20 protein-coding genes and 2 pseudogenes are annotated in these 22,427 nt (G+C 70.3%); 13 read left to right on the top strand and 9 right to left on the bottom strand.

The window, feature by feature from the left end; translation table 11 throughout:
• Window positions 1-7: 7 nt before the first annotated feature.
• Both AB0I98_RS06870 and AB0I98_RS06865 read right to left on the bottom strand, forming a co-directional pair.
• Entirely contained in the window at window positions 8-1,285 is a 1,278-nt protein-coding gene (locus AB0I98_RS06870; RefSeq protein ID WP_362936285.1) for an FAD-dependent oxidoreductase, read from the bottom strand.
• An 89-nt stretch (window positions 1,286-1,374) separates the two neighbouring features.
• Window positions 1,375-1,608, bottom strand: a complete 234-nt coding sequence (locus AB0I98_RS06865) for a hypothetical protein (protein WP_362936282.1) — start codon at window positions 1,606-1,608, stop codon at window positions 1,375-1,377.
• Here AB0I98_RS06865 and AB0I98_RS06860 point away from each other — a divergent pair.
• Complete coding sequence (locus AB0I98_RS06860; RefSeq protein WP_362936279.1) at window positions 1,607-2,086, top strand: ATP-binding protein; 480 nt, start codon at window positions 1,607-1,609, stop codon at window positions 2,084-2,086. The two genes, AB0I98_RS06865 and AB0I98_RS06860, sit on opposite strands and share 2 nt — an antisense overlap.
• Window positions 2,046-3,272: a hypothetical protein gene (locus AB0I98_RS06855; protein ID WP_362936276.1), complete on the top strand. Its 1,227-nt coding sequence runs from the start codon at window positions 2,046-2,048 to the stop codon at window positions 3,270-3,272. The genes AB0I98_RS06860 and AB0I98_RS06855 overlap by 41 nt, the downstream gene beginning before the upstream one ends.
• A 16-nt stretch (window positions 3,273-3,288) precedes the next feature.
• On the opposite strand, the gene AB0I98_RS06850 is transcribed toward AB0I98_RS06855, so the two are convergent.
• The 6 genes from AB0I98_RS06850 to AB0I98_RS06825 all read right to left on the bottom strand — a co-directional run bounded on the left by AB0I98_RS06850 (window position 3,289) and on the right by AB0I98_RS06825 (window position 9,967).
• A complete protein-coding gene (locus AB0I98_RS06850; RefSeq protein WP_362936273.1) occupies window positions 3,289-3,861 on the bottom strand; it encodes a TetR/AcrR family transcriptional regulator in 573 nt (190 codons plus the stop codon).
• 314 nt (window positions 3,862-4,175) lie between these two features.
• On the bottom strand, window positions 4,176-4,418 hold the full coding sequence (locus tag AB0I98_RS06845; RefSeq protein ID WP_362936271.1) for a hypothetical protein: 243 nt from the start codon (window positions 4,416-4,418) through the stop codon (window positions 4,176-4,178).
• A 193-nt stretch (window positions 4,419-4,611) separates the two neighbouring features.
• Window positions 4,612-5,184, bottom strand: a complete 573-nt coding sequence (locus tag AB0I98_RS06840) for a sigma-70 family RNA polymerase sigma factor (RefSeq protein WP_362936268.1) — start codon at window positions 5,182-5,184, stop codon at window positions 4,612-4,614.
• Between the two features lie 38 nt (window positions 5,185-5,222).
• Complete coding sequence (locus AB0I98_RS06835; protein ID WP_362936491.1) at window positions 5,223-6,533, bottom strand: FAD-dependent oxidoreductase; 1,311 nt, start codon at window positions 6,531-6,533, stop codon at window positions 5,223-5,225.
• Window positions 6,534-6,858: 325 nt separating this feature from the next.
• A complete protein-coding gene (locus tag AB0I98_RS06830) occupies window positions 6,859-7,692 on the bottom strand; it encodes a hypothetical protein (RefSeq protein WP_362936265.1) in 834 nt (277 codons plus the stop codon).
• Between the two features lie 193 nt (window positions 7,693-7,885).
• On the bottom strand, window positions 7,886-9,967 hold the full coding sequence (locus AB0I98_RS06825; protein WP_362936262.1) for an AAA family ATPase: 2,082 nt from the start codon (window positions 9,965-9,967) through the stop codon (window positions 7,886-7,888).
• 297 nt (window positions 9,968-10,264) lie between these two features.
• On the opposite strand from AB0I98_RS06825, the gene AB0I98_RS06820 reads away from it, so the two are divergent.
• The 4 genes from AB0I98_RS06820 (at window position 10,265) to AB0I98_RS06805 (ending at window position 14,903) form a co-directional block, all read left to right on the top strand.
• Entirely contained in the window at window positions 10,265-11,386 is a 1,122-nt protein-coding gene (locus AB0I98_RS06820; protein WP_362936259.1) for a catalase family protein, read from the top strand.
• Between the two features lie 174 nt (window positions 11,387-11,560).
• The gene (locus tag AB0I98_RS06815; protein ID WP_362936256.1) at window positions 11,561-12,325 is read left to right on the top strand and encodes a GNAT family N-acetyltransferase; all 765 of its coding nucleotides are present in this window, start codon (window positions 11,561-11,563) and stop codon (window positions 12,323-12,325) included.
• A gap of 347 nt (window positions 12,326-12,672) precedes the next feature.
• Window positions 12,673-13,431: an alpha/beta hydrolase gene (locus tag AB0I98_RS06810; RefSeq protein ID WP_362936254.1), complete on the top strand. Its 759-nt coding sequence runs from the start codon at window positions 12,673-12,675 to the stop codon at window positions 13,429-13,431.
• A 422-nt stretch (window positions 13,432-13,853) separates the two neighbouring features.
• Entirely contained in the window at window positions 13,854-14,903 is a 1,050-nt protein-coding gene (locus AB0I98_RS06805; protein ID WP_362936251.1) for a nucleotide disphospho-sugar-binding domain-containing protein, read from the top strand.
• A gap of 35 nt (window positions 14,904-14,938) precedes the next feature.
• Here the strand turns inward: AB0I98_RS06805 and AB0I98_RS06800 are convergent.
• Window positions 14,939-15,142, bottom strand: a pseudogene (locus AB0I98_RS06800) (NAD(P)H-dependent oxidoreductase); the annotation flags it as partial.
• A 171-nt stretch (window positions 15,143-15,313) separates the two neighbouring features.
• Between AB0I98_RS06800 and AB0I98_RS06795 the strand changes: the two are divergent.
• From AB0I98_RS06795 to AB0I98_RS06765, 7 genes and pseudogenes are all read left to right on the top strand, one after another.
• A complete protein-coding gene (locus AB0I98_RS06795; protein ID WP_362936488.1) occupies window positions 15,314-16,300 on the top strand; it encodes a site-specific integrase in 987 nt (328 codons plus the stop codon).
• On the top strand, window positions 16,300-16,515 hold the full coding sequence (locus AB0I98_RS06790; RefSeq protein WP_362936248.1) for a hypothetical protein: 216 nt from the start codon (window positions 16,300-16,302) through the stop codon (window positions 16,513-16,515). The genes AB0I98_RS06795 and AB0I98_RS06790 overlap by 1 nt, the downstream gene beginning before the upstream one ends.
• Window positions 16,516-16,767: 252 nt before the next feature.
• Window positions 16,768-17,583, top strand: coding sequence for an alpha/beta hydrolase (locus tag AB0I98_RS06785; RefSeq protein WP_362936245.1), 816 nt, complete (start codon window positions 16,768-16,770; stop codon window positions 17,581-17,583).
• A 50-nt stretch (window positions 17,584-17,633) separates the two neighbouring features.
• Window positions 17,634-18,453 (top strand): annotated as a pseudogene (locus AB0I98_RS06780) (helix-turn-helix domain-containing protein); the annotation flags it as partial.
• 709 nt (window positions 18,454-19,162) lie between these two features.
• On the top strand, window positions 19,163-19,969 hold the full coding sequence (locus tag AB0I98_RS06775) for an LPXTG cell wall anchor domain-containing protein (protein ID WP_362936242.1): 807 nt from the start codon (window positions 19,163-19,165) through the stop codon (window positions 19,967-19,969).
• Window positions 19,970-20,648: 679 nt separating this feature from the next.
• The gene (locus tag AB0I98_RS06770; protein WP_362936239.1) at window positions 20,649-21,296 is read left to right on the top strand and encodes a sigma-70 family RNA polymerase sigma factor; all 648 of its coding nucleotides are present in this window, start codon (window positions 20,649-20,651) and stop codon (window positions 21,294-21,296) included.
• Window positions 21,293-21,946, top strand: a complete 654-nt coding sequence (locus AB0I98_RS06765) for a hypothetical protein (RefSeq protein ID WP_362936236.1) — start codon at window positions 21,293-21,295, stop codon at window positions 21,944-21,946. The genes AB0I98_RS06770 and AB0I98_RS06765 overlap by 4 nt, the downstream gene beginning before the upstream one ends.
• The last annotated feature ends 481 nt before the right edge of the window (window positions 21,947-22,427 follow it).

Raw genomic sequence — 22,427 nt, 5'->3', positions numbered from 1 at the left:
TCCCAGTTCACCAGGCGGCCCTGGTCCTGCCGCCGGTGAGTGCCGCCAGGAGATCGGCGCGTGCGGGGCCCGTACGGGATGTCCTCGCGGCCCGTACCGCCATCGCGGAGAAGTGGTCCTGCAGATCCCGGGCGAGGCCCGCCGAGTCGAGTGCCGGTCCCGCCGGCACGGCGGCCGACGGCGCACCGGACCGTGCCCAGCGCCGCGTCCGGTGCCGTTCCTCCCAGTCCGCGACGCGCCGGTAGACCGGCGTCAGAGCTTCCTCGGTGAGCCGGTCGAACCGTACGGCGACCTCGTCCGGAGGACCGCCGTCCCGCACGGCTTGACGCAGCAGCAGGGCGTGCAGCACGCCCATGGACGGACTCAGTCCGAGCAGCGGGTCGGTGGCCGCCCAGGCGTCGCCGACGCTGACGACGCCGGTCGCCACCGGCCGCCCGCCGAGGACGAACCGTCGGTAACGGCCCTTCACCTGCGAGGTGATCCGCACGCCAGGCAGCGGGCTGCCGACCGGCCGCGGCATCATGAGCTCGTACAGGGCCGCCGCCCGGTTCCAGGCGAGGGGTCCGGCCAGGCGGCGCAGCTCGCGGTCCTGGTCGTCGATGCCCAGCGTCATCGACCAGGTCCGCTCACCGGCCGACAGCACGGCCACGCAGACGCCGTCGAAATGGCGCACCGACCACCCTGCGTGGTGCGCACCGGTGCCCGGTGGCGCGGCGAAGCGCCGCGTGTAGAGGCGGAACCCGGCGTTCGGCCGCTCCTCGGCCGGCTGCGGGGCGCCGATCCCGCCCAGCATCGCGGCCATCTGGGAGTCACGTCCCGCCGCGTCGACCACCAGATCGCTGAGAAGCGTCTCGCCGGTATCGGTGCGGACGCCGCGCACATGCGGTCGGCCGGGTGTGCGCTCCCAGCCGGCCAGCAGGGCGCCGACGCCGACCCCGTGCACGGTGGTGACGCCGTCCGTACGGGACAGCTCCGCGGCCAGCGCCGAAGTGGCGGCCGCGCGGGTCGCGACGACATGCGCACCCGCCGCGGTGACGGCGCCCGCCGAGAGGAGTCCCCGGGCGGCGCCCGGCAGTTCGTCCGACAGCAGCCGCAACGCCTCTCGCAGGAGCAGCAGATGGGGTCCGTCCGCGCCGCGCGGCGTGCCGCTCGGCGCGGTGCCGGCAGAGACCGCCGGCTCGGCGGGCCGGCGGCGGTCCAGAACGGTCACCTCATGGCCCTCCGCGGCCAGCAGCAGCGCGACCATCGAGCCCGCGGGACCTGCCCCGCACACCACGACACGCATCTACCGGCCCTCCGTCGAGCACGGATGTTGTCGGTGGTGGTGGGATCTGGGCATGTGAAGACCTTCAGTGTGAGGAATGTGGGGGAGGGTCAGGCAGTCGGCGAGTCGGCCGAGGGCTCGGTCTGCGGGGGCCCGGACTCCGTACCGCAGGCCGTACGGGAAGGCGGCACTGCGGCCCCGTGTTCCCGGCGCCCCTGGTGGGCCAGTACCGCCCCGACGACGACGAGCCACCCGCGGCCGTTCCGGCGCCCTCGGGCGAGGATGACGACCGCGAGGGCGATCACGACGACGCCGATCATCGCCCCGGAGTAATTGATCTGCATGGAGAAGGACTTCCCGCTCTGTCCGAATGCCCGGTCTGGGTACGAGGCGTGCCTCGCGACGCTTGCCACGAGGAAACGGCCCTTCGGGTTCACCGGAGTGCGGGGCGGTGGGCCGAGTGCCGGTCTTCCGCGAGATGCCGGGTTAGCCTGCCCAGGGGGTGTGGATCACGTGACTGCGGAGGGGGAGAGCATGGGGCCACGTGAGAGAGCCGCGCTGGGGGATGTGCTGGAGGCCGCGCGGGACCGGGCGTTCGTGGGACGGGCGGCCGAACTCGCCCTGTTCCGGTCCGCGTTGACGGGCGATTCCGGAGCGTGCCCCGTGCACTATCTGCACGGCCCCGGAGGAATCGGCAAGTCGACTCTTCTCCGTCGGTTCGCGCGCGAGGCCCGTCGGGCGGGGCGTCCCGGCGACGGACGCCGGTCTCTTCCCGCACGACGTGGTCCGCGAGGCACTCGAGGCCGATCTGCGCTGGCGTGACCCCGACGGCTTCGCCGACATGCACAGAACTGTTCACCAGCAGCTCGTTGAGCGCGTCCGCACCGCGCCGGACGAACAGATGCTCCCGGCCACCAGCGCGCTGCTCTACCTCTACCGCAGGGAGGCCTCGGCGAACTTCTGCAAGGGGCGCGAAGGCGGCGGCGTCGAGGACGACCTGTACGAAGGGGGCCATGTCGAGGACGGGCCGTACGGCGGGGCCGACCGGGGACGTGTGCTGGAGCTGGCGGAAGCTGCCGAGGGCGAGGCGTCCGCGGCCGTCTGCCGGTTCTGGCTCGACCGGCAGCCCGAGGCGTTTCGCGTCTACCGCTCCACGCGGACCGGCGAGATCGTCGCGTTCTTCGCGTGGCTGCGGCTGCGGGAGCCGCTGGGCACCGACATCGACCCAGTTGTCGACGCCGCCTGGGCGCATGCGCGATCCGCAGCTCCGCTGAGGCCCGGCGAGCACATGGCGCTGGCCCGTTTCTCCGTGCACCTGCCCGCCCGCGGTCCGCTGCGCGGCCTGGCGCCGGCGAACCTGATGAACTGGCGTGCACTGGGTGAGATCCTGCAGGCCGACCGGCTGGCCTGGACGTTCTTCGTCATGCGCGACGACGGGTACTGGGACGACTACATGCGCCACTTCGCCATGCCGCCCGCCGCCCGTCGACCCTGCCTCGGGCAGCACACCTATGCGCTGTTCAGCCACGACTGGCGGGCTCAACCGGTCAGCCCGTGGCTGGCGGCCAGGTCGAACGCGACCCTGTCCGACGCCCAGGGAACCAGGACGCCGCCTCGCTCGCGGGAACACGACGACGAACTGGCGGTGCTGTCCAGACCGGAGTTCGACACCGCGATCCGCGACGCCCTGCGCACCCTCCGCCGTCCGGACGCGCTCGCCGACAACCCCCTCAACCGCAGCCGCCTGGTCACCGAGAGCGGGACGACTCTGGCCGGACTGCTCGCCTCTGCCATCGACGACCTCCGAGGAGGGCGCTCCGGCGACAAGCACCACCGTGCCCTCACCACGACCTACCTCGCGGGAACCCCGACCCAGGAGGCGGCCGCCGAACGCCTCGGCGTCCCGTTCAGCACCTATCGCAGACACCTCGCGAGCGGGATCGACCGCCTCACCGACCTCCTGTGGCGCAGCGAGCTGAAGGGAACGAGGATCACCGCGTCCGGCTAGCCGGCGCTGCGGCCGGTCAGCCGGCCGTACCGGGTCCCTCCAGCGCTTCCCCGACCAGACGGTGTGCGTATGCGGCGGTCAGACCGTCGGGACGGAAGAGGATGCGGTACATGATCGGTGCCACGACCCGGTCGATGACGGTCTCGACGTCCGGGGTGTCCTCGCCGCGCTCCGTGGCCCGGTCGCGGACGATGCCGATCTGCTCGGCCGCGTACGCCGAGCACCGGCCCGCGTTGTCGCCGTCGGGGTCGCCGAGCAGCGCGTCGCGGATGTAGGCGCGGCCCGCGGGAGAGGCCATCTCGTCGAGGAACTGCTCGGCCCAGTTCCGCAGGTCCGCCGACAGGGATCCGTGGTCCTCCGGCGGGGCCTCCGGACGCAGGCGCTCCACGGCGACGTACGACAGCAGTTCCTGAAGGTCGCCCCAGCGGCGATAGATCGTCGAGGGAGTGACGCCGGCACGGGCAGCGACCAGGGGAACGGTCAGCGCCGGCCGGCCCACTTCGGCTTCCAGCTCACGTACCGCCGAGTGGACCGCCGCCTGAACGCGGGCGCTACGGCCGCCGGGGCGCACCATCGATTTGCGACTCATGCATCTATCTTAAAGCAAAGATATTGCTTCATGGCGAGAGTCTAGCCTCACTAAGGCAAACCCATTGCTTTAATTGAGGATTCCACACGCGAGCGCTCATCGCAGCCCGGGTCCCGGCCGCTCCGGCGGCCGGCATGGCGGCCGGGGTCCTCGTGGCCACGTTCCCGACCTCCACCGTGTACGTCGTGCTGATGCTCGTGTTCACCGCGAGGGCCGTCGCCGCCGCGCTCTCTCCCGAGACAGCCCGCCCGCACGCCGGGGCCTGGCACTCCTTGCGCCCGCGCGTCACCGTGTCGCCCGCGGCCCGCCGCGCCTTACTGCTCAGCTGCGGCCCGGCCTTCGTCCGCCTGCTGGCTCCCGACGCCCCGCGCGCGGCGGGCGGCATGGGTCTTCTTCACTCTGGCCCTGTCAGCGGCCCACACGGTGTGGGCCGCGTGCGGACTGCGAGCCGTGATCGCCATGCTCCTCGGCTGCGCCGCGGTCCTGCCCGCCGTGTTCACCGCGGCTGTGCTGGCCGGCATCGCCTTCGGCGCGGTGTCGCAGGGCTCGCTGCGCATGGTTCTCGCCCCGGTCCCGCAGCCGGACCGGAGCACCCGCGGTGGGCGCGGGCCTGCTCACCGAGCTGTCCGGGCGGCGGACCGTGGCCCATGTGTACGCCGCCCTCGTCGCCCTGCTCGCCACGCCGCGGCGGTCACCCTCGCCGTGGCACCGCGCCGCGGGACCGCGTTCGCCACGCGGCCGCCTCAAGGTTCAGGACCGGACGACACCGCGAGCGTGGAGGGTGTCGCGCAGTGACCGCAGAGCGTAGTGGCTGCGTGATTTGACGGTGCCCGGTGGGATGCCGAGGTGTTCGGCGGCCTGCGCGACGCTGTAGCCGCGGAAGTACGTCAGGGTGAGCACCTCCCGCTGGGCAGGGGTGAGCAGGCTGAGCGCGTCCAGCACGATCTGCGTGCTGAGAATGCGATCGATGGCATCGTCGACCGACAGATCGAGATCCTCGATGGCCCGGGTCTCCGACGGCCGGATGACCTGAGCGCGGTAGTGGTCGATGGCGAGGTTCCGCACCACGGTGAACAGCCAAGGACGGATGGACACCGGGTCCGTATTGGCGGAGGCGAATTGCCGCCACGCGCGAGCAGTGGCTTCCTGCAGCAGGTCTTCCGCCTTGTGCCAGTCGCCGCCCAGTAAACGAGCGGCGTAGCGCATCAGCGGGGTGGCGTGGTGGTGGTAGAGGGCACGTACGAATTCCTCGCAGTCGTCGGACCGTGGGGCGCCGGGACCGGGACCGGGTATCGATGTTCCGGCTTCCGAAGTGCGATTCATGTTCCGTCACCCTTTGCTCATCAGTGGACCTGTTCTCCTCATTCGCCGGTGCCGCCCCGCGCGAGCGTCTCCACGAGCTGAGCCCGGGTCGGGCCTGTCCGAGTGGAGAGGGTGGCGTCGGCCGCCACCGCGGAGAACCGGGCCAGCAGAGCGCGGGCGAGACCGGCCGGTTTCGTGTCCGGTCCGGGCAGCGCCTCGGGTACGGCAGCTGCCTCGGGAAGGCCCTCGTGGCTCCCTGGGCCGTCCGAGGACCCGTCTCCTGCCTGCAGTCCTTCCTCCCAGTCGGTGATCCGGTGGTGGAGCGGCGCCAGCAGATCCTCGGTGAGGCGGTCGAACCGTATGGCGACCTCCTCCGGGCCGCCTTGCCGCACGGCGTCCCTCAGCAGGACGGCGTGCAGCAGCCCCATCGACGGCCCCAGACCGAGCAGGGGATTGATCGCGGCCCACGCGTCGCCCACGCTCGCCGTTCCGGTCGCCACCGGGCGGCCACGCAGGACGAACCGCCGGTAGCAGCTCTCCAGGCGTGAGGTGACCCACACACCGGGAAGAGGGCTTCCGCCGAGGCGTGGCAGCAGCGGCGCGTACAGCCTGGCCGCCCGGTTCCACGCGGACAGTTCCGCGAGCAGGTACAGCTCGAGGTCTTCGTCTCCGATGCACAGCGTCATCGACCAGAGCCCGTGGCCTGCGGACAGCACACCGACGGAAACGCCGTCGAAGTGGTGAAGAGACCACCTCGCCCGTCCGGCGCAGGTCTCAGCCGAACCGAAATGGCGGGTGTAGAAACGAAACCCGGTGTCCTGGCGTTCCTCCAGCGGTCGGGGCGCGCCCACCTCGCTCAGCAGCCTGACCATCCGAGACTCGCGCCCGGCCGCGTCGACGACCAGATCGGCGAGCACGGCCTCGCCCGCGTCCGTCAGGACCCCTTGGATGTGCGGTCTGCCGGGGATACGTTCCGTTCCGGTCAGCAAGGAGACGACACCGACTCCGCGTGCGGTCCTGACCCCACGCGCACGTGACAACTCCTCGCTCAGCACGGACGAGACGACCGTGCGGTGCGCGACCAAGTCCGGTCCCCCCGCGACGGCGGTGCTCGCCGAGGCCAGTTTTCGGGCGGTCTCGGGCAGCTCGCGGGACACCATGCGCATGGCTCCGGGAAGCATCAGAACAGGAGCTTCCTCGGTCGCGCCCAGCCGGTCGGACACGGTCCGGGGCAGCCCCAGGGCGCCCGAATCCGCCGACGAGGTGAGGAAAGGCCGCTGGTCCAAAACCGTTACCTGATGGCCCTCCGCCGCCAGCAACAGGGCAACCACCGCGCCCACCGGACCCGCACCGCACACCAAGACATGCATCACACAGCCCTCCGCCGATCTGGACGGTGTGAGCATGTCGGCTTCCGCTGCTCACTTCCCAGACCGGTTTCCTGCTCAAATGTCCGGTGAGCGCGTCGTTCGTTGTTCGCGTGTCATCTGTCTGGGCACGCCGACCTGTCCCCTCGTGGAGAGTGCCGCCGCGGCTCTCGGGGGGCGTGAACACTGCCTGGATCGGGGCGGTATATGGGGCGGCGAACTCGGCCGTCCTCGTGGTCGTGCGAGTCGGCGGCCTCGGGCGTGAGCAGCAGGATGCGTGATCCCACTCCGATCCACAAGCACGCCGGCCCCGTTCATGTTTCGCCCGTCATGGTGCGACCTGTCGAGTGGCGGTATCGCCTGCCGTTCGGGAGGCGGCGAGCAGGACGGCGCCCAATTGCACCGCGACCAGCCTGCGGATCTCGATCGCGGGGCCCGGGGACTCGGCCTCGGCTTCCCCGAACCAGCGGTCGAACCGCTCTGTGAGCAGGCGGTGCTGCGCGCGGATGGCCGGTGTCGGGTTGCCCGCGGCGACCTCGGCGTCGAGCATGCGCAGGAACACCCCGAGCAGGCGGAGCCGCAGCAGATGCACCGCCTGGCGGCTGTCGAACTCCTCGGCGAGCGTGGCCGGCCGGTCGAGGCCGGCCGGCGCTTCTGCCCGTTCGGCGAGCCTGCGCAAGGTCTCCAGCGTGCTCTCGGTGGAGCGGCGGAACGGCGACCGCACCGTGAGGTCGTCCGAGTCGGCTCGCAGGGCCGCCTGGAGCGTCTCGACCAGCTCACGCCGGGCCGTCGCCCCGGCGGTGGCGATCTCCTGGTGGGTGCGGCCCGATCCGGTCCGGTCGGACACACGCGCGTCGGCCCAGTAGGGCACCTCGGTCACCAGGTGGAGCGCACCGAACCGGGCCGCGTAGTCGGCGCTGCTGCCGCCCGCCCCGAACGCGGCGGCCACCTGCGCCCCACTCGGAGTGGTGTGGACGGCCGGGGCGATCGGTTTCGAGCCGGGCAGTTCCGGCTCGCCGTGATGCAGTGGGAGGCCTTGCAGGCCGGGCAGTTCGGCCAGTTGCCCGGCGAGCGGCGCATCGTCGCGGTTCAGGTAGAAGTACGCCCCCTGGTACTCCCCGTTGTGCAGGGAGCAGACCAAGGACGGTTCCACCTCGTCCATGAGCCGCATCAGCGCCGCCGTCTCCGGCAGGGTGCGGTCGAAGCAGTAGTCCTCGTCGATCAGCGGGAAGGTCCACTCGACCTGGTCGGGCAGATCGGGCCGGTAGAAGTGCTCGACGTAGGCGCGGCAGTCGCAGGCGGCGCGAACGCTCTGCCCGGCCGCGCCGGTACGTCCGTCGGAGCTGGTCGTGGTGTCAGGCCGGCCCGGCCGACACCGCGTTCCCGTCCCCGTCCCTCTCCCCGGTCGGGGACGGGAGCGCGGAGCCCTGCAGCTCGTGGTGCCACAGCAGGTCGCTCATCCGCTCCAGCGCGGACGTGAGATGCCGCCGGTACGTGCTGAAGGGCAGCCCCAGCCGCTCCGCCGCCGCCTCCTGGGTGGGCGCTCCTCTGAAGTAGGTGGCGGTCACCGCACGATGGCGCTTCTCGCCGCCCCGTTCGCCGAGCAGGCCCTCGGCGGCGGCCGCCAGAACCTCGGACAGGACGCGCCCACTGTCGACGACCAGCCGGCTGTGGTTGAGCGGATTACCGGCGAGGGCCGCCGGTTTGCGCAGCGTACGCAATCCTTCCCGGACCGCCGCGTCGAACTCGAGCCGTGACAGCACGACCAGCCCGCCGTCCGCCGGCGACGGCGAAGGGGGCATGGCTGCGCCCGACAGCATCGCGGTACTTTTCTCCTGCAGCCAGGCGTCAGCCGGCTGCGCGCGCCAGTCGTGGGCGAACAGCGCGTAGCGGTGGTCGCCGACCGCGGGCCGTTCGTCGGCGGGCAGCATGTTGAGGTCCCGCAGATAGTCGTTCCAGGATCCGTTGTCCTGGAACACGGCGTACGACCAGGTGAGCCGGTCGGCCCGGACATATTCCGCGGTGGCACGCCACTGCATGAACGTCATCGGCGCCGACGGACGCTGGTACTCCTCGGGATACACCGAGAAGCGGGCCAGTGCCAGGTGCTCGCCCGGTCTGAGCGGCCCGTTCGCCCGCGCGTGCCGCCAGGCCGCGGCGACCACGGGATCGACGTCCAGGCCTTCCGGCTCCTCGATGCGCAGCCAGGCGGAGAACGCGAGGACCTCACCGGTCCGGTTCGACCGGTACACGCGGAACTCCTCGGGCCGGCGGTCCAGCCAGAAGGCGGCGACCGCCGCGGATTCTTCGCCCTCGGCCCTGCGCGTCAGCTCCAGCACGCGCTCGCGATGGGCCGGAGCGTACGGCTGGTCCTCGACCAGACCCACCTCACGCCAGCCGTTGAACTCCGACATGTGGCCGTCACTGCGGTAGAGGTAGGTCAGCGCGCCGGTGGCCTGGAGTATCCGGGACTCGGGCGCGGAGCTGAGCCGATCGAGGAAGTACCGGCGCATCTGCCCGTGCATCGCGGCGAACCCCTCCGGGTCCCGCCACCGCAGGTCCGCCTCCAGCGACTCTCTGACGACGTCGTGCGGGAAGAGCCCGGCGGCCGACGTCTCGACGTACGGCTGGGCGCGCAGCCAGGAGAACAACCCCGGCGCGCTGTCACCCATGAGAGCCCGTAACAGGGACTCGGAGGTGACGTAGGCGTGGGCGCAGATCTCGAGTGCCCGGCGGTGCAGGGGACTCGGTGTGTCCCCGATGAGCAGGGGCAGGAGGAAGGCGACAGCGTCCTGATCGGGTCGCCAACTGGGCGCGGATGCCTCGTCCTTCACCGCGAGGGCGGCCGCCAGGGCGAGTGCGAGCGGGTTGCCGCCGGTGAACGACAGCAGCGTGGTGTGGACTTGGGACGGTACGCCTCGCGCGGTGAGGAACGCGGCGGCGTCCGCGGGCGCCAGGTTCCGCAGGGACGTCACCTGCAACAGGCCGTCCCAGCCGGGATCGGCGGCCCAGCGCGGGTCGGGGGCGACGCGCCCCGCCACGACCACGATCGCGCCGACGGGCAGCCGTGGCAGGAAACGTTCCCACAGCCAGCCCTCGAGTCCCTGGCACTTCTCGAAGGTGTCCACGAGCAGCACCACTCCCGAAGCCATCACCTCTGGTCCGGCCGCCTCCGCGAAGCCCTCCGGCGTCGGGGTGACGGTCCGGCCGTCCACCTCGACGACCGTACGGCCCGACCCGTGGGCCTCTCTGGCGAGCCGGCGCAACAGCGTCGACTTGCCGATACCGCCCGGCCCGTGCAGGTAGTGGATGGGACAGGCGCGCGCGTCGCCTGCCAACGCGGCCCTGAACAGCGAGAGTTCCGCCTGGCGCCCGACGAAGGCGCGGTCCCGGCCGGCGGCCAGGGTGTCGTCGATGACGCCTTCGCCCCTGCTCATCGATTCCATGATCTCTCCCCCCGGCGAGCACTCCGCCCCAGGTTACGGCGTACCCGTCCATGCCATGGACTGGAACGGCGTAGCGCGAACCCTGACCGCGACCCCTGGCAGAGAGCGGCGGAGCACCGCTCGGCCGCGCCGCGGTAACCCGCCTCCTGGCCGCGCGGCCCGTGCCGCCGGGTTCATTGAACCCGTACTCCCGGTCGGCCGTTGTGCGCAGCGTGCCCCACGCCCTCGCGCATCCGCAGCGACGGTACGCCTTACCCGGCGGTACAGCCGGAGACCGGAAAGATAGCCATGTCATTCGTACCCTTCCCTGCCTATCGGCAGAGCCTGCCCCCCGACTACCACGCCGACGAGAAGCGCCTCGTCGACGACATGGAGGGCTTCATGCGCGGCCGAGTCCGGGACGAGGGCGCCGGCCGGGCCCTGCGCGGCGCGCACGCCGAATCGTTCGGCCTGGTGGCGGGCGAGCTCGAAGTGCTCGACGGCCTGCCGAAGCAGTACGCCCAGGGCCTCTTCGCCCACCCCCGCACGTACGACGCCGTGGTCCGGTACTCGAACGGTGTCGCGCACATCCGGGCGGACCGGTATCTCGGTCCCATCCTGGGCATGGGCATCAAGCTCTTCGGCGTACCGGGACGGTCGCTGCTGGACGGCGAGAACAGCGGAACGCTCGACATCCCGCTGGTCAATTCCCCGGTGTTCTTCTCGAACACGGCGCACGACTACCTCACGACCCAGCGACTGCTGGAGGACCTGCCGGACTCGCTGGCCACCACGGCATCGCGCAACAACGTCCTGCGCAACCTGCTCACCAGCGGCGGAACGGCCGAACCGGACGCCTGGCGATGGGACGAACTGCTTGCTTTCGTATCCCTCCTGGGTATCGAGAGGCAGCACCTGTTCCTGTACCGCTACTACAACATCGGCGCCATCCGCTTCGGGCGCTACATCGCCCGGCTCCGTATCGCTCCCACGACGGTCACGACCGGCTCCGTGGTGCACCGCCGCATCGACACGGACGCCGAGGACGAGCCGTTCCGCAGGACGCTCGTGGCCGAGACCGCCGAGCGTGCCCACACCTTCACGCTGGAGGCCCAGCTGTGCGCGGACCTCTCGACGACGCCGGTGGACAACAGCTCCGTGGCCTGGCCGGAGGAACTCTCCCCCTTCCACGCGGTCGCGCGGCTACGCGTTCCGGCCCAGGACATCTCGGACGAGCGCAACATCGAGGCCGCTGACGCGACCGCGATCAACCCCTGGCGTACGCGGCCGGAGCACGAGCCGCTCGGCGAACTGAACCGCCTCCGCAGGGAGGTCTACCGTCGCTCGGCCGAACTGCGGCGCCGTATCAACAAGCAGCCGCGGCGCGAGCCCTTCTCACCCGCCGACGCACTGAAGGCCGCAAAGCGCTGAAGGCACCGAACCATGCGGTGTCCCCCACCGTAGGACCAAGCGGAAGAAGCCGCGCCCTCGGCACACGCTGCCCATGTCCGGCCTCTCCATGTCGCTGATCCCCCTCGCGCACGAGCCGCATCGACCGCCGTGCGGAGGGGCCACCGCTGAGGTAAAGACAAGGGAGCGAACGTCGTGACGGACGTGTTGACGGACATAGCGGCCCAGCTGGCCAACTGCCGTTCCTACGGGCTCGGTTGGGGAGCGGAGGAGCGCCAGGACGAGGATTTCACCTACTACCGCAGCGGATTGGCGCATCCCCATCTCAACGGAGTGCTGCGCTTGCGGAGCACGAAGCAGGCGGGGCTCGCTGTCGAACGCGTCACCGAGCGTCTGGCCGGGGTCCCGTGGATGTGGTGGGTGGGGCCCGACAGCGCGCCGGGCGTCGCGGACGTACTCGCCGAGCACGGGGCGGCGAGGGTCGGCGAGGTACCGGTCATGGCCATCCGGCTGGACCGGCTCGCCGAGCTGGACGGGCCTGCTGGCCTGAAGATCGAGACGGTCCACGGCGCCGAGGCGCTCGCCGAATGGGTGCACGCCTACAGCCCGTCCTTCGGTGTCGACCCGCACCTTTGGGACGGCTCGCTGCGCATCGAGGCCGGACGGCCGGACGCCGCCCGCATCGTCCGGCTGGCCGGACGGCTCGACGGGGAGGTGGTGGGGACCGCCCTCATGCTCGAAGCGCACGCAGTGGCGGGCATCTACGTGGTCACGACTGCCCAGGCGCACCGCCGCCAGGGCATCGGCGCGGCTCTGACCTCGGCGGCTCTGCGCGTCGGCCAGGAACGCGGACTGCGGGTCGGCACCCTCCAGGCGAGCGAGATGGGGGAGCCGGTCTACCTGCGGATGGGATTCGAAACGGTGGCGAAGTACCAGCTGTTCCAGCTGCCGACGCCCTGACGACGTCCTGCCCCCTGATCCGTTACGGGGCTCTGCGGACCGGTCGGCCGACTCAACAGGCGTCCCCGCCTCGGGGATGGGCCGGTAACGCTCGTTGCCTCATCGAGGCCTGGGGAAGCGTCACTCCCTCTGCCGGGACCGGAGGTCAGAGCCAGCACCCCCGCGGGCCCCACCGCGTTTCCGGCCGGTGCGGCCGGACTCTCCGCGGCCGAAGAGAACTGACCCTCATTCGCCACATTCCAACATCGCGATGAACCGGTCCGGTGAGGCTGCCGTAGGGCTTCCTGAATCGCTCGCATACAGCCATTCACCCGCGCGCTCACCGCACTCTGGAAGAGAGAAATTCCATGACAGCTGTCTTCGTCCACGGGGTACCCGAGACCAGCGGTCTGTGGGACCGATTGCGAGCCCGCCTGAGCACCGACTCGGTTGCCTTGCGCCTTCCGGGCTTCGGCGGCGCACCCCGCCCTGATGGACTCAAGTCGACGATGGACGAGTACGCGCACTGGCTGGAGGCAGAACTGCGAAAGCTCGACAGGCCGGTCGACCTGGTGGGACACGACTGGGGAGCTCTTCTCGTGGCGCGTGTCGCCACCAGGTCCACCATCGTTCTGCGCAGCTGGGCGATGGACGGGGCCGGCATCCTCCACCCCGACTACACCTGGCATGACATTGCCCAGCTCTGGCAGACGCCGGGCTCAGGCGAGGCCTGGGCGTCGGCCACGCTGGGCGTTTCGGATCCCGGCAACCCTCTCAGCGCCGCCGCTCAGCTCACTTCGGCGGGCGTTCCGGAGGCTGATGCCCGGGTGATGGGCGAGAGCTTTGATTCGGCGATGGCCTCATCCATTCTCTCCCTGTACCGGTCCGCGCTGCCCAATCCGTTCGCACACTGGGGGGACCGGCTGACCTCTCCGACAACGGCCCCGGGCCTGGTCATCCACGCGACCCTCGACCCGTACGACGACGCTGTCCCCGCAAGCGCGACGGCCGCCATCCTCGGAGCGCGTTTCGAACCCCTCGAAGATCTCGGCCACTGGTGGATGCTTCAGGACCCCGACACAGCCGCCGCCGCTCTGGAGAAGTTCTGGGCAGACCTGGACGTGTGATCCACCACGAACGCCAACGCCACCGCATCTGCCGACGGAAACCGCTCGACCACCTCACCGAGGCGCGGAACGTCCAATTCGGCAGACATTTCACGGTCCGGCCGGCACGCGCGGTCACCGTCCTTCTCGGCGACAGCACTCGGGTGGCGGACATTGGCCGCCAGTGACCACGGCACGCTCATGCGGCCGTCGGCAGTGTCTCGGCCAGGAGAGCGAAACCACGAACGAGACACACACGGTGAGCCCCGGTTGACGCTCACCACCCGTCCGTACGTCCGACCCATCCACGACGCCAACGCGAGGACTTCATGCGCATTCTCTTTTCGGGTACCCCTGCCTTCGGCCACGTGCTGCCCATGCTCGCTCTGGAGAGGGCGGCACGGCACGCCGGTCATGCGACAGCCATGCTGACGCACGCCTCCATGGCAGAAGTTGTGGCCCCGGTCCCGGTACTGCACGCGGGCCCGACCGTGGAGGCTGTCCTCACCGAGGTCACCCGCCGTACCGGTGCGGACGCGGGTCAGGACATGTCTCCCGCGACAGCGGCCGAATTCTTCGGGGGCGTGCGCGTCGACCTGGGAGCGGAAGAAGCCGTCGCTCAAGCTCGTACCTTCGCTCCCGATCTCATCATCGTCGAAACGGCCGACTATCTGGGGCGCTTCGCGGCGGCCGTCCTTGATGTCCCTGTGGTCACGCACGGGGTGGGCATCGCCCTGGAGGAGCAGCTGGCGCACGCCATGGACGCCGCAGCGGCCACCCGGCTGTCCGCGCTCGAACTGACCCTTCCCGAGCCTCGCGCTTCCGTGGACCCGTGGCCCGCGTGCCTCCAGCGAGACACCTGGCAGCCGCCCGTAGGGCGCATCGCGATCCGGTCCGAGGCGTACGAATCCGAGGCACCTGAATCGGAGCCTCACGCGTCCGGGGCTCACGAAGGGGAGGACGAAAGCGAGGGGGCGAAACTGGCCTTCCCCGGCCGTGAAAACCTGCCTCGCGTGCTGGTCACACTGGGCACTTTCCTCGACGAGCCCGAACTCCTTGCCGCGATCGTGGACTCGCTGGCCGGGCCAGAGGTCAATGTCGTTGTCGCGGTCAATCCGTCCGCGCAGGCCAACACCGCGCCGACCGACCGTGCCGGGGTCCGGGTCGTCGGATTCGTTCCCATGCGCCGCCTCCTCGAAGGCGTGGACGTCGTGGTCGCCTCGGGCGGAGCCGGCACCGTACTCGCGGTCCTGGGCTCCGGAATTCCCATGGTGTTGCTCCCCAAGGGGCTGGACAAGCCGCTGAATGCCGAACGTGCGTCAGCGGTAGGAGCCGCGATAGTGGTGGACAGCCCCGATCAGACCGGCAAGGCGGTGACGAAGGTCCTGAGCGATGAGTCCTTCGCGCACGGCGCGTCCATGGTGGCTCAGGAGGTCGCGGAGATGAACTCCGTGGAGACCGTCCTCACCCTCCTGCTGGACCACTTGAGCTGAACCCGGCAGTCGCCGCAGTCGTCGGAGGGGGTCTCACCCGTGGTGCGGCCGCAGAGGATCACGTTGCCCGGCCAGGCTTTGAGGGTCGAGGGGATCCTGTAGTGGTACATCGGGGCGGCGCCGATCAGTACCGCGGCCTGCTCGGGGGTGTGGGCGTCGGGGTCGTCGAAGCCGGCGGTGTGCGCGTAGGCGGTGATGCGCGGGACGGGGGCGGCGGAGAGGTCGCGGTGGATCACCGTGCTCTGCGGGCGGGTCTGCCGGACCGTAGGGCCACGAAGTCCATCCCGGCGCGGTGGCTGCTCATGCCGATACACCGGGTCCCGGGAATCCAGAGGCCGCGCTGCGGGAGTGTGGGCCTCCGCGAGCCGCCCCCTCCCCGATAGCTGAATGCGAAGGACTTCGTGCGCTGGATGCAGATGGCGGACAAGCCGGTGCGAGTGCACTGGCGCCACAAGGCCAAGGGCATCACGGCGCCCACGAGGCCGCCTGGCGTGGCGAGCCCGGTACCGGGGACGCCGAATCCGGTGACGGGCAAGCCGACACCGGGACTGAAGTACGCGGCGTCGACCCGGGCGCACGCGGAGACCGTGCTCCGCTCCTTTTATGACTTCCAGCTGGAGGAGGGCACCGGCCCGCTGCTGAACCCGTTCCCGCTGGTCCGTTCCCGCCGCGGTGGCCGTGCGCATGCCCACCACCATCCTGGTGAGCCGTTTGCCCCGGTGCGGCAGGGCCGCTACCGACGGCGGGCAGTCCGGCGAGTCCCGCGGCGGATCCCGGACGCGATGTTCGACGCTCTGTTCGCGGCGCTGAAGTACTACCGGGATAGGGCTCTGCTGTCCTCGTGGATGTCCCCAGGGGGGCGAGCGGATGAGCTGCTGAGCAGCCGTCAACGGGATCCCGACCCCGGGCAGCAGGTCATTACGGTGGTGCGCAAGGGAAGCCGGAAACAGCAGGCCCTGCCAGCGGCGCCCGACACGTTCGTGTGGCTGCGGCTCTACCAGGAGGGCGCCTGGCGTGCGGGCATTCCGAGGGGAGCGGGCCTGTCGCTGTGGTGGACGCTGCGCAGGCCGTGGCGGCCGTTGAACTACCACGAGGCCCGGGCGATGATGATCCGCGCCCAGGCCCTGCTGGGGTCGAACTGGACCCTGCATGATCTGCGGCACACGGCGGCGTACCGGATGGCGCGCGATCCCGAACTGCCGCTCACCCACGTGCAGTGGGTCCTCGATCATGCTCATCTGTCCACCACACAGATCTATGTGGCGGCTGGGCTGGAGGAGATCGTGGAGGAGCTGCTGGCCTACCACGCGCGCCGGGCCTCACAGGCGGCACCGGCGCCCCTGCCTGCAGCCGGGTATGACCCGGCCAGCATCGACGTCCTGTTCGACAGGCCATGATGACCATCTCGACTCTCCACCAGGCCGGGGGCGGGACGGACACGGTCTCGCTGTCGGGCAGCGCGCACCGGGCGTGGGCGACGAAGTTCCCGCCGAGGCCGGTGCCGCTTGAATGGCCGGCGACGCCGGCGAGCGTCGACGAGGTGATCTCGGACCTGGAGCCGATGGTGGCGGCCGAGAAGTGTGAGATACGGACCAACCTCTGTGCGGAGTAAGGAAGTTGCTGTCGCGGCTGGGGCAGTTTCCTGGATCGTCGTGGCAGATGCGCTGGCAGGCGTCCGGCTCGGACGGACTTCGGCTGTGTACGTCTCGCTGCACAACCTAGTGCTGTGACCGCATAGGTTCGCCGGGTTGGCGGTAGGAGCGGGCAGTTGGATGCGCGGTGACGTCGAGAGTGGCGGGATCGCGATATCTGTCGGCGGATTAAGGCGTACCGGACGCTCGTGTGGCCGCTCTAAATTCGGCTCATGGAAGAGATCAGCTACCAGGCGGCCGACGACTGCACCCTGCACGCCGCCGTCACCGGAGAGGGGCAGGCCCTTGTCCTTATGCATGCCGGCGGCCCTGACCACAAGAGCATGCTTCCGCTGGCCGAACGGCTTGCCGATCGCTTCATGGTCGTACTGCCCGACCTGCGAGGCTACGGCCGATCGGTCTGCAAGGACCCGGCCCGCTATACCTGGGCCCAGTATGTCGAGGACGCAATGTGGCTCCTGGACCACATCGGTCTCTCCAGTGCCGTACTCGCCGGCGCAGGCTTGGGCTCCACGATCACGCTTCGGACGGCGGCCGCATATCCGGACCGGGTCCGGGCAGCCGTGCTCATCGGGGTTGAGGACATTGAGGACGACGAGGCGAAGAAGGCCGAGATCCGCTTCCTCGACGCGTTCGCCGCCCGGGTCGAGGCTGATGGCATCGAGGCGGGTTGGGAGCCCATCCTCGCCGGTTTCCCTCCCGTTGTCGGTGCCATGGTGCGCGACGCCATCCCTCGATCGGACCCCGCCAGCATCGTGGCCGCGGCCGCTATCGGCCATGACCGTTCCTTCCGGAGCGTCGACGAACTCGCGACGATCACCGTGCCGACCCTCATCTTCCCGGGCACCGACCCACGCCACCCCACCGCTCTTGCCGAAGAGGCCGCCGACACCCTCCCCAACGGACAACTGGCCATGATCCCGATCGGCGACGACCTCCGGACTGCCGTGGACCTCGCCCGCGCCACCGCTCCCGCCATCCGTGAATTCCTGACCAGATTGGTCATGCCTGTGATCGGCGAGGGGTGACCGTGGCGGTTGGATGTGCGGTGACATCCGATCTGACTGCTGGGGGTGCGATGGCCGAGCCTGTCCGTGTGCGCAGACTGATCGACCAGGAGGGGCAGAAGCTGCAGCAGATCGTGCGCCGGGGCAGCATCAACTCGGTGCGCTACCGGCGCGATGATGCTGCTGGCCTCGGCCGGCGGGAACCGCGTTCCGGTGATTGCCCAGCTGGTCCAGGCCGACGAGGACACCGTCCCGCGACGTGATCCACCGGTTCAACGAGATCGGTCTGGCCTGCCTGGACCCTCGGTGGGCGGGAGGCCGTCCCCGCCTGCTCAGTCCTGACAACGAGGACTTCGTCGTGGCGACGGCCACCACCCGCCCGGCTTCCAGCGCACCAAGACCTGGAAGAAGTCCACGGATCCCGAGTACGACACCAAACTCGACCGGATCGAGCATGTCCTGGAGCACTTTGCCGACCGGGTTCTCGCCTTCGACGAGTTCGGGCCGCTGGGCATCCGCCCCACGGGCGGATCCTGCTGGGCGGGAAAGGGCCGCCCTGACAGGGTTCCGGCGACTTACCACCGCACCCACGGCGTCACCTACTTCCACGGTTGCTACTCAGTCGGCGACAACACCCTGTGGGGCATCAACCGGCGCCACACGGGCACCGCCAACACCCTGAGCGCCCTGAAGTAGATCCGAGCCACGCTACGGCAGTTCACCCTCGCCAACTCCAACCATCCCAACCACACCGTGCAGACCCGTGAACTGCACCGTTACCTGCGCTGGCGCAACGCCAACGCCCGCCACCCCGACGTGCTTGCTGCCCAGCGCAAGGAACGCGCCCGCATCCGAAGCGAGAAGGGCATCCGCTGGGGCGGACGCCCCCTACGGCCTGAACGGACCCGGCGAACCTATGCGGTCATAGCACTAGGTCACGTATCTGGTTGTGATCAAAGGGTGGTCCGGGTGCAGCCAGCGCTCCAGTTGGCCAGTTGGGCGCCCAACCTAAGTTGCGGGAGGAACGCTGAACGGGGCTGTACTTGGGGCCGCTCGTCTCTACCGTGGTGGTGGAGGGGTTGGCGGATGGGTTCGCTGTTCGAGGAGTTGGAAGCACGCGAAACAGCTGCCCGAGTTCGGGTGGAGGAGCTGGAAGCCGAGGTCGCCGAGCTGTCCAGGTGAGCGGCTACATCTGGCAGCGGTACGCGGACTCCGTCCCCGCCGAGATTGACCGCGGCATAGGCCCACTCGAGCGTATACGGCCACGATCGTCGACGTGCAAGCCGCAGCGCGGCACGCCCTGCGGCTCCTGGAGAACTGCCTCGCCTCCTGTCCGTCCCCGATGCTTCAGGGACTTGGAGCGTCAACGACAAAGCCGTCGGCACAGTCTCCTGTGGCGGAGAGCCGTTGCTGCCTCCATGCTGCGCTCCGACGTTTCCTATGAGTCAGTTATGAATTGTTATGTCTCCATGGCCGGACGGAGCGGACAACCCCCGGCAATGGGTGCAACTGGTCCTTGACCTGGGTGTATTGCGGCCAGGAAGCTGAGCCGCCGCCTCCCACGGTCCGCACACCTCATCTGCGTCAGAGGACTCCTGCCATGCCTACACCCTCGCTGTCCGTGGTCTCCCGGGCTCTCGTCGCACTGCCCGCCGCGGCAGTCCTGCTCCTTGCCGCCGGCACGGCTCCCGCCGTCGCGACCGACGACACCTACACGGTCCAGCTGCGCCAGGAGCTGCCCCGCACCGCTACCTCTGCCAGCGGCGGCGTGCCGCAGAAGGACAACAACCAGTGCCCGGGCATCTCGACGGCCCAGGACGGGTGGCATTTCGTTCTGCCGGGCGACGCCTCACACTTCGTCAAGCTCACTGTCGCCTTCGAGCCCGGCGGACAGAAGGTGGTGACCGACTTCGGCCCGCCGTCCGACAAGCATGCCTACGTCGCCTCGCTGCCGGGCGCCCAACTCACCTCTGCCGTCGCCGAGGTGACGGGCGGCGAGCTGGAGCTGTTCAACCTGTCCCACACCTGCCCCGCGGCGGCGCCGGCCCCGTCCGAGAGCGAGCAGCCGACGCAACAGCCTGGGGACGAGCCGTGTGAGGAAGCCACCTCGGAAAACTCCGGCATGCCCTGCGAGGAAGCCGTCCCCGCGGCGTCCGGCGAGCCCTGCGACGAAGCCGCATCGGACACGACGGGCAGCACACCGTGCGCCGAAGCGTCCGGTACGCCTTCGGACGACAAGTCGGCTCAGCCCACCGCGGCGGCCTCGCCGAACGGCGGCGACAGCGGTGACCTGGCGGAGACCGGCGCCGGCCCGACGATCGGCCTCACCGCCGCAGCACTCCTGCTGCTCACCGCGGGCGGCTACCTGGTGCTGCGCCGCCGAAAGACCGCCGCGCAGCAGGACTGACGCCACATCACCACACTGCGGCGGGGGCGGATCAGTATGTGCGTGCGTCCCTGCCGCGGTGAGGCTACGGAGACGGCCCTGCCGCACGGGGGAGGACGGCAGGGCCTTCTCGGCAGCGTACGCTGCGTGACCACACTCCGCATCGAGCATGTCATAAACGAACTCCAGCGGCACGATCACTGGCACGGCTGCGGGCATCAGCCCAGGGCGCATGCCGGAGGCGTGACAGTGTGCGGGGCCGCTGCGCTGTATGACGGAAATCCGGCGTGAGGCCGGTGATCGGTGGACGCCTGACCCGCCTCTTCCAGACGTCCACCCTGGGGCAGGCGGGCCCGCATCCCCGTGACCTGCCTGCCCCACACCCACTCCCCTCTCAGGCCCAGCCACTTCAGCCAGCCGCCGAGGCTGGTCTTCACAGCCGAGGCACGCCGGTTGAAGGACTCACTTCCGGCGGAGGTGCAGGAGGGTCATCGACCGACACGAGGCAGAGGGCTGGGACGTCACAGCACGCCTCGGTGAGCTGGCCCCGCCTGTGATTGCCGAGGGACGCGGACTCACTGAGCCGCCTCAGGAGCCGGATGTAACACCTGGCGGGCCGGCGGCCAAGACCAGGGTGACAGGCCGGTACGGGCGACCGTCCCGGCCCCCCTTGGACCTCATGGACTCCTTGGAGGAACGGGTGCCCCGACCCGACCGACATCCCAGCCCCGGCCGGAACGGCCAACGGCCCACCGCCCCCTCCCACACCGACCCGGCAGTCTTCCGGGCCTTCTACGACGAGAACTTCGACGCCCTGCTGGGTTTCGTGACGCGTCGTGTCACCGACCCGCATCTCGCCGCGGACCTCACGGCCGACGTCTTCCTGGCCGCGCTGGAGGCGGCTGGCAGCTTCGATCCTCGCCGAGGGGTGCCCAGGGCCTGGCTCTACGGCATAGCGCGCAACGTCCTGTCCGGGCACTTCCGCAGCAACGCGCGCGAGCGCGACGCGGTCGCACGGCTGAACGGGCGCCGACTGCTGGACGAAGAGGACATCGCGGCGCTGGAAGAACGCATCGACGCGGAAGGCGCGGCCCGGGAACTGGCCGTCCGGCACCGCGGGCTCAGCAAACCGCTGCGGGAGGTCGTCGACCTCGTGGCCGTCGATGGTCTGACGCCCCATGAGGCCGCAGTGGCTCTGGGCATCAGCCAGGCCGCCGTACGCGTACGACTGCACCGGGCACGCCGGATCCTGCGTGCCGCTTCTGCCGACCCTGCCGACCTTGTCGGAGCAACGCTGTCGCCCGCCACCCGCCGCGGCCCCGGAACCGCCCTGGAGACCACGCCATGACCAGCACCCTCAACTCTCCCCGCCCCACCGGATTCCAGCAGCGACTCGGCGACGAACTCGAATCCCTCGCCGGCCTGACGTCCGTGGCCCCCGAGGCCGAGGCCCGGCCCGTCCCGCGGCGGACCCGGACCGTGCGCCTGCGGCTGCCCCTCGCCGTAGCCGGTGTGGCCGCCGGCGTGACCGCCGCGGTGGCCCTGCCGGTCCTCTCCCTTCCGGGTCAGGAGGCGCGGACGATCGGCTCGTCCGCGTACGCGGTCACCGAGGAGAGAGACGGCACCCTGCTTCTGCGCCTCGACAGGCGTGACGGCCTGGCAGGCTTCCAGAAGGCGCTGGACGAGCTCGGCGTGCCGGCAACGGCCCTGGAACCCAGTGCCGCCTGCACCGAGCCGTGGCCCGAGAGGATCCCGGGCGCGTCGACCGGGCTGCTCGGCCCTGAGAAGGGCGACCCGCCGAACTCCATCCGGGTCGACCCGGACGACCTCCCGGACAACGGCCACCTGCTGCTGACCACCGGATTCACCTCGGACGGACGCCTGGCCGTCCTCGCCCCGTGGGTCGTCAAGGACATCCCCAGCTGCTTGCCGGGCAGCGGGGAGGCCGTCCACCTGAAGTCACCGCCCACCAAGTCCCTCCGTTCTGACCAAGGTTGACAGGATCACTGGCCACCCTCCAAGCAGGCTCTACGGCGGGGCGTTCTGATGCCGGGGGGGCGGCTGACGACGGCCAAGGAGGTCGCCGATCCATTCCCTGCCCTCGGTCGGCGGCCTGGGAACCGCACGCCCTCAGGCAACAGCCCGGGGGCACTGCCGCGGGCCCCGAGGGCACCCTCACGCACCCCATGTGAACGGGGCGCACGCGCCCGTGGCACGCGCACTCTCCCCGTGCGCCCCGGCAGGAGTGGACGGGGCCCCAGCCCCGCACGGGGTGACGGTCCCCGTGTGGCAGCGGGTCGCCGGCCTCACCCAGGCCGGGTACGGCGGCCCATGGCGTACCCGTACGAACACGACCCCCGCCCCCACGCCATGCGTGAGGGACGCCACACCCGAAACCCGCACAACCCCCCGCCCTTCCCGAAGGTCTGGGTCGGGGGGCGGTGGGGAGTGTGCTTTTCAAACCCACCCCCCACAAAAG

Origin of the sequence: Streptomyces sp. NPDC050211 (genome assembly GCF_040656035.1) — a bacterium.
In the GTDB taxonomy this organism is placed as follows: Bacteria; Actinomycetota; Actinomycetes; order Streptomycetales; family Streptomycetaceae; genus Streptomyces.
This window is presented reverse-complemented; position numbering and strand designations above follow the sequence as displayed.

Coding starts and splice junctions, on each gene's coding strand:
- AB0I98_RS06870 (WP_362936285.1), bottom strand. CDS start 1,285: ATGCGTGTCGTGGTGTGCGGGGCAGGTCCCGCGGGCTCGATGGTCGCG.
- AB0I98_RS06820 (WP_362936259.1), top strand. CDS start 10,265: ATGTCATTCGTACCCTTCCCTGCCTATCGGCAGAGCCTGCCCCCCGAC.
- AB0I98_RS06835 (WP_362936491.1), bottom strand. CDS start 6,533: ATGCATGTCTTGGTGTGCGGTGCGGGTCCGGTGGGCGCGGTGGTTGCC.
- AB0I98_RS06810 (WP_362936254.1), top strand. CDS start 12,673: ATGACAGCTGTCTTCGTCCACGGGGTACCCGAGACCAGCGGTCTGTGG.
- AB0I98_RS06825 (WP_362936262.1), bottom strand. CDS start 9,967: ATGAGCAGGGGCGAAGGCGTCATCGACGACACCCTGGCCGCCGGCCGG.
- AB0I98_RS06860 (WP_362936279.1), top strand. CDS start 1,607: ATGGAGAAGGACTTCCCGCTCTGTCCGAATGCCCGGTCTGGGTACGAG.
- AB0I98_RS06785 (WP_362936245.1), top strand. CDS start 16,768: ATGGAAGAGATCAGCTACCAGGCGGCCGACGACTGCACCCTGCACGCC.
- AB0I98_RS06840 (WP_362936268.1), bottom strand. CDS start 5,184: ATGAATCGCACTTCGGAAGCCGGAACATCGATACCCGGTCCCGGTCCC.
- AB0I98_RS06845 (WP_362936271.1), bottom strand. CDS start 4,418: ATGCGCAGCGAGCCCTGCGACACCGCGCCGAAGGCGATGCCGGCCAGC.
- AB0I98_RS06805 (WP_362936251.1), top strand. CDS start 13,854: ATGGCAGAAGTTGTGGCCCCGGTCCCGGTACTGCACGCGGGCCCGACC.
- AB0I98_RS06765 (WP_362936236.1), top strand. CDS start 21,293: ATGACCAGCACCCTCAACTCTCCCCGCCCCACCGGATTCCAGCAGCGA.
- AB0I98_RS06830 (WP_362936265.1), bottom strand. CDS start 7,692: ATGGACGAGGTGGAACCGTCCTTGGTCTGCTCCCTGCACAACGGGGAG.
- AB0I98_RS06795 (WP_362936488.1), top strand. CDS start 15,314: ATGCAGATGGCGGACAAGCCGGTGCGAGTGCACTGGCGCCACAAGGCC.
- AB0I98_RS06865 (WP_362936282.1), bottom strand. CDS start 1,608: ATGCAGATCAATTACTCCGGGGCGATGATCGGCGTCGTCGTGATCGCC.
- AB0I98_RS06790 (WP_362936248.1), top strand. CDS start 16,300: ATGACCATCTCGACTCTCCACCAGGCCGGGGGCGGGACGGACACGGTC.
- AB0I98_RS06775 (WP_362936242.1), top strand. CDS start 19,163: ATGCCTACACCCTCGCTGTCCGTGGTCTCCCGGGCTCTCGTCGCACTG.
- AB0I98_RS06850 (WP_362936273.1), bottom strand. CDS start 3,861: ATGAGTCGCAAATCGATGGTGCGCCCCGGCGGCCGTAGCGCCCGCGTT.